The following is a 7,306-nucleotide window of genomic DNA, read 5'->3' on the forward strand; positions in this document are numbered from 1 at the left end:
GGTCGCAAACGAGGCGTCTATTCAGCGGGTTTCAAGTAAAACACTGTTACCGGATCGGTAACAACGCGGCAAATTGTCCAGCGTTTGCGCAAACAAAAACGCCCCGACAAGTCGGGGCGTTCAGTGTAGCAGCGGAGGGTTACTCGACCGCTTTAACCATATCTTCGATGACTTTCTTGGCGTCGCCGAAGACCATCATGGTTTTGTCCAGGTAGAACAGTTCGTTATCCAGGCCGGCATAACCGCTGGCCATCGAACGTTTGTTGACGATGATCGTCTTGGCTTTGAACGCTTCGAGAATCGGCATGCCGGCAATCGGCGATTTCGGATCGTTCTTGGCGGCCGGGTTGACCACGTCGTTGGCGCCCAACACCAGCACCACGTCGGCCTGGCCGAACTCGGAGTTGATGTCTTCCATCTCGAACACCTGGTCGTAAGGCACTTCTGCCTCGGCCAGCAACACGTTCATGTGGCCAGGCATACGACCGGCAACCGGGTGGATCGCGTACTTCACGGTCACGCCGCGATGAGTCAGCTTCTCGGTCAGCTCCTTGAGCGCGTGCTGGGCACGGGCCACTGCCAGGCCGTAGCCCGGAACGATGATCACGGTATCGGCGTTGGTCAGCAGGAACGTCGCGTCGTCAGCCGAGCCGGATTTCACCGGGCGGGCTTCCTGGGCGCCGGCCGGTCCTGCGTCGGCCGTGTTGCCGAAGCCGCCAAGCAGCACATTAAAGAAGGAACGGTTCATCGCCTTGCACATGATGTACGAGAGGATCGCACCGCTTGAGCCCACCAGCGAACCGGCGATGATCAGCATCGAGTTGTTCAGCGAGAAGCCGATACCGGCTGCCGCCCAACCGGAATAGCTGTTGAGCATCGACACAACCACCGGCATGTCTGCGCCGCCAATCGGGATGATGATCAGCACGCCCATCACGAAGGCCAGGACCAGCATCAGCGCAAAGGCATTGAGATTGCCGGTCATCATGAAGGTCACGCCCAGAGCCAGTGTGGCCAGGCCCAGCAGCAGGTTCAGTTTGTGCTGACCGCTGAACTGTACCGGTGCGCCCTGGAACAGGCGGAACTTGTACTTGCCCGAGAGCTTGCCGAAAGCGATGACCGAACCGGAGAAGGTGATTGCACCGATGGCTGCGCCAAGGAACAGTTCCAGGCGGTTACCGGCCGGAATCGAATCGCCCAGTTGCTTGACGATGCCCAGTGACTGCGGCTCAACGACAGCAGCAATAGCGATGAACACGGCGGCCATACCGATCATGCTATGCATGAAGGCGACCAGTTCCGGCATCTTGGTCATCTCGACGCGCTTGGCCATGATCGAGCCGGCGGTGCCGCCGACCAGCAGGCCAACGATAACGTAACCGATGCCGGCGGTGGCCAGTTCAGCGCCCAGCTTGTAGATGAGGCCCACGGTGGTGAGGATCGCCAACGCCATGCCGAGCATGCCGTAGACATTGCCGCGCCGAGACGTGGTTGGGTGCGACAGGCCTTTGAGGGCCTGGATGAAGCAGATCGACGCGATCAAGTAGAGCGTCGTGACAAGGTTCATGCTCATTACTTAGGCGCCTCTTCTTTTACGACTTTCGGGGCTTTTTTCTTGAACATCTCAAGCATTCTGCGGGTGACCAGGAAGCCACCAAACACGTTCACCGCTGCCAGGGCCACCGCGAGGGTGCCCATGGTTTTGCCCAGCGGCGTCACCGTCAAGGCCGCTGCCAGCATGGCGCCGACGATGACGATTGCCGAGATGGCGTTAGTCACCGCCATCAACGGTGTGTGCAGCGCAGGCGTAACGTTCCAGACCACGTGATAACCGACATAAATCGCCAGCACGAAGATGATCAGGTTGTAGATACCGGGGGAGATAAGCTCTTCCATCGTCTGAATCCCTGCTTAGGCGTTTTTGCGGATGACTTGGCCGTCGCGGCACATCAGGCACGCGGCGACGATATCGTCTTCTAGGTTCACTTCGAATTGGCCTTCTTTGTTGAAGACCAGCTTCAGGAAGTCCAGCAGGTTACGGGCGTACAACGCCGACGCATCTGCCGCCACTTCACCGGCCAGATTGGTCGGGCCGCAAATGGTCACGCCGTTTGCAACGACGACCTGATCCGCCACGGTCAGCGGGCAGTTGCCGCCCTGGGCCGCCGCGAGGTCGATGACCACCGAGCCCGGCTTCATCTGCGCCACCGTTTCGGCGCTCAACAGAGTCGGTGCCTTGCGGCCCGGGATCAGTGCCGTGGTGATAACGATGTCAGCCTGCTTGGCGCGTTCGTGTACGGCCAGGGCCTGACGTTGCATCCAGCTGGCGGGCATTGGACGCGCGTAACCGCCGACACCGACAGCGCACTCGCGCTCTTCATCGGTTTCGTACGGCACGTCGACGAATTTCGCACCCAGGGATTCGATTTGTTCCTTCACCGCCGGACGTACGTCCGAGGCTTCGATAACCGCGCCCAGACGCTTGGCGGTGGCAATCGCCTGCAATCCGGCCACGCCTGCGCCCAGAATCAGCACGCGCGCTGCTTTCACGGTACCTGCTGCTGTCATCAGCATCGGCATGAAGCGCGGGTAGTGATGAGCAGCCAGCAACACCGCTTTATAGCCGGCGATGTTCGCTTGGGAGGACAGCACATCCAGGCTCTGTGCACGGGAAGTGCGTGGCGCAGCCTCCAATGCAAAGGCGGTAATGCCGCGCTCGGCCAGCTTGGCAATGGTTTCATTGCTGAACGGATTGAGCATGCCCACCACAACGGTGCCGCTTTTAATCAGCGTCAGCTCGCTGTCGCTGGGGGCGACCACCTTGAGAATCAGCTCTGCACCAAACGCATCATTGGCGCTGCCAATGGTTGCGCCTGCCGCTTCATAGGCACTGTCGACAACGCTGGCGTTAACGCCGGCGCCGCTTTGCACAGTGACTTTATGACCCTGGCCGATCAGCTTCTTGATGGTTTCCGGGGTTGCAGCAACCCGCGTTTCACCCGTCTGGGTTTCGAGAGGAACACCAATGTGCACGTCAAATCTCCTGCGTGATCTTATTGAGTAAACCCAGGCACTACGGATGGTGCGGCTGGGGCGGCCGATCAGCACGATCCCGCCAAATCAAGGCGGGGCGCGGCATTTTGCAGGCGAACTTTGTGCCCTTCAAGGGGTTATGACGGGTGACGGAAAATTAACTACAAGTCACCCCGTGACCGAATGTCGCAACTAACCGGCTGCACCCCATGCAGGCCGTGACTTACAGGAGTTTTTGTCGAAATTACAGAAATTACATATCTTTACGCTGAATGAGGCGTTATAGACCGCAAATAGAGGCTCAAAGCCACGTCTTCAGGCGCTTCTGGGACGTTGGTGCTGCCTTTCGGTACAGTCTGTGAATATGCGACATATAGTTATATCTGTAGGGCTTTTAATTTGCTGACTACGGGGTCAGTTAATCCCTTGAAGCCTTTATCCCTCTAGGTTGTAGCTGTGAGCCTGATTGAGCAGCCAGTCGCGAAATGCTTTCAAAGAGGCTGATTCCACCTTTCGCTCGGGAATCATCAGGTAATACGCCTTGATGCTGGACAGTGCCTGGGGGTTGGCAATCACCAGTCGTTTCTCCGCCAGTTCACGCTGAATCAGGAACGGAGGGATTAGCGCAATCCCCATGTCATGCATCGCGGCTTGAGCAAGCATGGAGAATAGCTCGTAGCGCGGTCCTGTCATGTCCCGAGGGATATTCAGCTGTTGGGAGTTGAACCACTGACGCCATGCATAAGGGCGGGTGGTCTGTTGCAGCAGGGGGAGGTCGGCGATTTCGTCAGGTGTCAGCCGAGTCTTTTTTCCCAGTAGGTTCGGACTGCACACTGGCATCGGATTTTCCCCCATCAACCTGTGGGACTCGGTACCGGACCAATCGGCGTCACCGAAGTAAATCGCCGCATCAAAATCAGTGTCGGCAAACAGGAACGGGCGGGTGCGGTTGGTGAGGTTGACCGTCACCTCCGGGTGCTTGTGCTGAAAGTCTTTGAGTCTTGGCAGCAGCCATTGAGTGCCGAAAGTCGGAACTACCGCCAGTTCGATCACATTGGCGCCCTGTTGCCCCATTACCGACAACGTGTCCCGTTCCACTGCGTCGAGCTGTGTGGCCACGCGGCGACTGTAGGAAAGGCCGGCCTCCGTCAGTTTCACCCCGCGCCGCGAGCGTCGGAACAGTTCGACGCTGAGGAACTCCTCCAGGCTGGCGATCTGTCGGCAAATCGCACCCTGGGTCAGCGAAAGCTCCTGGGCGGCTTTGGTGAAGCTTTCATGCCGTGCGGCCGCTTCAAAGCTGATCAGGGCGGTGGTGCTGGGGATTTTCCTGCGCATGTACGTCAACCTCACTAATACATCGCATAAAGGCTCTTTTGCGATGTTTCGGAGTGAGAATTTAGCACAACAGTATGCGAAATCCTCGTTTGCCGTAATGCCGAACCCGGCCTAGGATCAGTCCACGTTATTTGACCCGATTCGAGAGGACACACTCATGGGCGGTAAAGCTAGCTTCAACTGGATCGATCCCCTGCTGCTGGATCAACAGCTCACTGAAGAAGAACGCATGATTCGCGACACCGCCGAGCAATTCGCTCAGCAGAAGCTTGCGCCGCGCGTCCTCGAAGCTTTCCGTCATGAAAAAACCGACCCGGCAATTTTCCGCGAAATGGGCGAAGTCGGTCTGTTGGGGGCAACTATCCCTGAGCAGTACGGCGGCAGCGGCCTGAACTATGTCAGCTACGGTCTGATCGCTCGTGAAGTCGAGCGCGTCGACTCTGGCTACCGCTCGATGATGAGCGTGCAGTCCTCGTTGGTCATGGTGCCTATTAATGAATTTGGCACCGAAGCCCAAAAGCAGAAGTACCTGCCGAAACTGGCCTCCGGCGAGTGGATTGGCTGCTTTGGTCTGACTGAGCCTAACCACGGTTCTGACCCGGGTGCGATGATTACTCGTGCGCGCAAAGTGGAAGGCGGTTACAGCCTGACCGGCAGCAAGATGTGGATCACTAACAGCCCTATCGCAGATGTGTTCGTCGTCTGGGGTAAAGATGACGCCGGCGACATCCGTGGTTTCGTATTGGAGAAGGGCTGGAAAGGCCTGAGCGCTCCGGCGATTCACGGTAAGGTCGGCCTGCGTGCATCCATTACAGGCGAGATCGTCATGGATAACGTATTTGTCCCTGAAGAGAACATTTTCCCTGACGTCCGTGGCTTGAAAGGCCCTTTCACCTGCCTCAACTCCGCGCGTTATGGCATTTCCTGGGGCGCGCTGGGTGCCGCCGAGTTCTGCTGGCACACCGCTCGCCAATACACCCTGGACCGTCAGCAGTTCGGTCGTCCGTTGGCCGCCACTCAGTTGATCCAGAAAAAGCTGGCCGACATGCAGACTGAAATCACCCTGGCGCTGCAAGGTTGCCTGCGCCTGGGTCGTATGAAAGACGAAGGCACTGCGGCGGTCGAGATCACGTCGATGATGAAGCGCAACTCATGCGGCAAGTCCCTGGATATCGCTCGTATGGCGCGTGACATGCTGGGTGGCAATGGCATCTCTGACGAGTTCGGTGTTGCTCGTCACCTGGTCAACCTGGAAGTGGTGAATACCTATGAGGGTACGCATGACGTCCACGCGCTGATCCTTGGGCGCGCGCAGACCGGCATCCAGGCGTTCTATTAATAGGAGAACGGCCATGGGCGCGCTTTCGCATCTGCGGGTACTGGATTTGTCGCGGGTATTGGCCGGGCCTTGGGCTGGCCAGATCCTTGCGGACCTTGGCGCCGAGGTGATTAAGGTCGAGCGCCCGGGCAATGGCGATGATACGCGCGCCTGGGGGCCTCCTTTTCTTAAAGACGCCTATGGCGAGAACACCAGCGAGGCCGCCTACTACTTGTCGGCCAATCGCAACAAGCAATCGGTCACCATCGACTTCACACGCCCTGAAGGTCAGAAGTTGGTGCGTGAGCTGGCGGCCAAGTCGGACATTCTGATCGAGAACTTCAAGGTTGGTGGGCTGGCCGCCTACGGGCTGGACTATGAGTCGCTCAAAGCCATCAACCCGAACCTGATCTATTGCTCCATCACTGGGTTTGGTCAGACCGGCCCTTACGCCAAGCGTGCGGGTTATGACTTCATGATCCAGGGCTTGGGTGGCCTGATGAGCCTGACGGGGCGACCGGAAGGGGATGAGGGGGCCGGGCCGGTAAAGGTTGGTGTAGCGCTGACAGACATCTTGACCGGGCTCTATTCGACAGTGGCGATTCTGGCGGCGCTAGCGCATCGGGATCACGATGGCGGCGGCCAGCATATCGACATGGCATTGCTGGATGTTCAGGTTGCATGCCTGGCTAACCAGGCGATGAACTACCTGACGACAGGCAATGCGCCTAAGCGCTTGGGTAACGCCCATCCGAACATCGTGCCTTATCAGGACTTTCCTACGGCTGATGGCGACTTCATCCTGACCGTGGGTAACGATGGTCAATTCCGCAAGTTTGCCGAAGTGGCGGGTCAGCCGCAGTGGGCGGATGATCCGCGCTTTGTAACCAATAAACTGCGGGTGGCAAATCGGGCGGTCTTGATTCCGCTGATCCGTCAGGCGACGGTGTTCAAGACCACGGCTGAGTGGGTGCTGCAGCTGGAGGAGGCTGGCGTGCCATGTGGCCCGATAAATGATCTGGCTCAGATGTTTGCTGATCCTCAGGTCAAGGCACGTGGGTTGGCGATTGAGTTGCCCCATGTGTTGGCTGGGATGGTGCCGCAGGTGGCGAGCCCTATTCGTCTATCCAAGACTCCGGTGGAGTACCGCAATGCCCCTCCATTGCTGGGTGAGCATACGCAAGAGGTTCTGCAGCGTGTGCTGGGCCTGGGAGCTGGTGCGGTGGCTGCTTTCAAAGAGGCTGGAGTGCTTTGAGGATTCCTTCTATATAGAGGCCGGCTGTTTTGCTCTTCATATAGAGGGGAATTGGGTTGTTTGTCGGCTTTTGGGGCGTTATTGATAGAAAGCCCAAATCAGTGCTTGACGGCAGATTCAGGATGTCTATAATTCGCCCCACTTCCGGCGCAGTCGAAACGGAAAACTCCTTGGTAAACAAAGAGTTACGCAGTTTTCGGCAGTGAGTGGCTTCAGTTCATCGAAGTCCGAAAGGAGTTGAAAAAGAGGTGTTGACAGCAGCGTGTAACGCTGTAGAATTCGCCTCCCGCTACCGAGTGATCGGAAGCGCAAGTGGTTGAAGTTGTTAAAGATTTCCAAGCGAAACTTTGAAAACTTCTGAAAAT

6 protein-coding genes are annotated in these 7,306 nt (G+C 57.7%); 2 read left to right on the forward strand and 4 right to left on the reverse strand.

From position 1 onward, the window contains the following. Positions 1 to 139: 139 nt before the first annotated feature. The 4 genes from C7534_RS21140 to C7534_RS21155 all read right to left on the reverse strand — a co-directional run bounded on the left by C7534_RS21140 (position 140) and on the right by C7534_RS21155 (position 4,368). On the reverse strand, positions 140 to 1,573 hold the full coding sequence (locus C7534_RS21140) for an NAD(P)(+) transhydrogenase (Re/Si-specific) subunit beta (protein WP_046031101.1): 1,434 nt from the start codon (positions 1,571 to 1,573) through the stop codon (positions 140 to 142). Continuing rightward, positions 1,573 to 1,896 carry an NAD(P) transhydrogenase subunit alpha gene (locus C7534_RS21145; protein ID WP_007947884.1) on the reverse strand — a complete coding sequence of 108 codons (324 nt, stop codon included), beginning with the start codon at positions 1,894 to 1,896 and terminating at the stop codon, positions 1,573 to 1,575. The genes C7534_RS21140 and C7534_RS21145 overlap by 1 nt, the downstream gene beginning before the upstream one ends. A 15-nt stretch (positions 1,897 to 1,911) precedes the next feature. Continuing rightward, on the reverse strand, positions 1,912 to 3,033 hold the full coding sequence (locus C7534_RS21150; RefSeq protein ID WP_046031102.1) for a Re/Si-specific NAD(P)(+) transhydrogenase subunit alpha: 1,122 nt from the start codon (positions 3,031 to 3,033) through the stop codon (positions 1,912 to 1,914). 435 nt (positions 3,034 to 3,468) lie between these two features. Then, entirely contained in the window at positions 3,469 to 4,368 is a 900-nt protein-coding gene (locus C7534_RS21155) for a LysR family transcriptional regulator (protein WP_109786913.1), read from the reverse strand. Positions 4,369 to 4,525: 157 nt separating this feature from the next. Between C7534_RS21155 and C7534_RS21160 the strand changes: the two genes are divergently transcribed. Continuing rightward, entirely contained in the window at positions 4,526 to 5,707 is a 1,182-nt protein-coding gene (locus C7534_RS21160; protein WP_010465741.1) for an acyl-CoA dehydrogenase, read from the forward strand. A 13-nt stretch (positions 5,708 to 5,720) separates the two neighbouring features. Then, entirely contained in the window at positions 5,721 to 6,941 is a 1,221-nt protein-coding gene (locus C7534_RS21165) for a CaiB/BaiF CoA transferase family protein (RefSeq protein ID WP_109786914.1), read from the forward strand. Positions 6,942 to 7,306: the final 365 nt, after the last annotated feature.

This window comes from Pseudomonas sp. OV226 (assembly GCF_003148705.1).
GTDB lineage: Bacteria > Pseudomonadota > Gammaproteobacteria > Pseudomonadales > Pseudomonadaceae > Aquipseudomonas.

Coding starts and splice junctions, on each gene's coding strand:
- C7534_RS21140 (WP_046031101.1), bottom strand. CDS start 1,573: ATGAGCATGAACCTTGTCACGACGCTCTACTTGATCGCGTCGATCTGC.
- C7534_RS21145 (WP_007947884.1), bottom strand. CDS start 1,896: ATGGAAGAGCTTATCTCCCCCGGTATCTACAACCTGATCATCTTCGTG.
- C7534_RS21155 (WP_109786913.1), bottom strand. CDS start 4,368: ATGCGCAGGAAAATCCCCAGCACCACCGCCCTGATCAGCTTTGAAGCG.
- C7534_RS21160 (WP_010465741.1), top strand. CDS start 4,526: ATGGGCGGTAAAGCTAGCTTCAACTGGATCGATCCCCTGCTGCTGGAT.
- C7534_RS21165 (WP_109786914.1), top strand. CDS start 5,721: ATGGGCGCGCTTTCGCATCTGCGGGTACTGGATTTGTCGCGGGTATTG.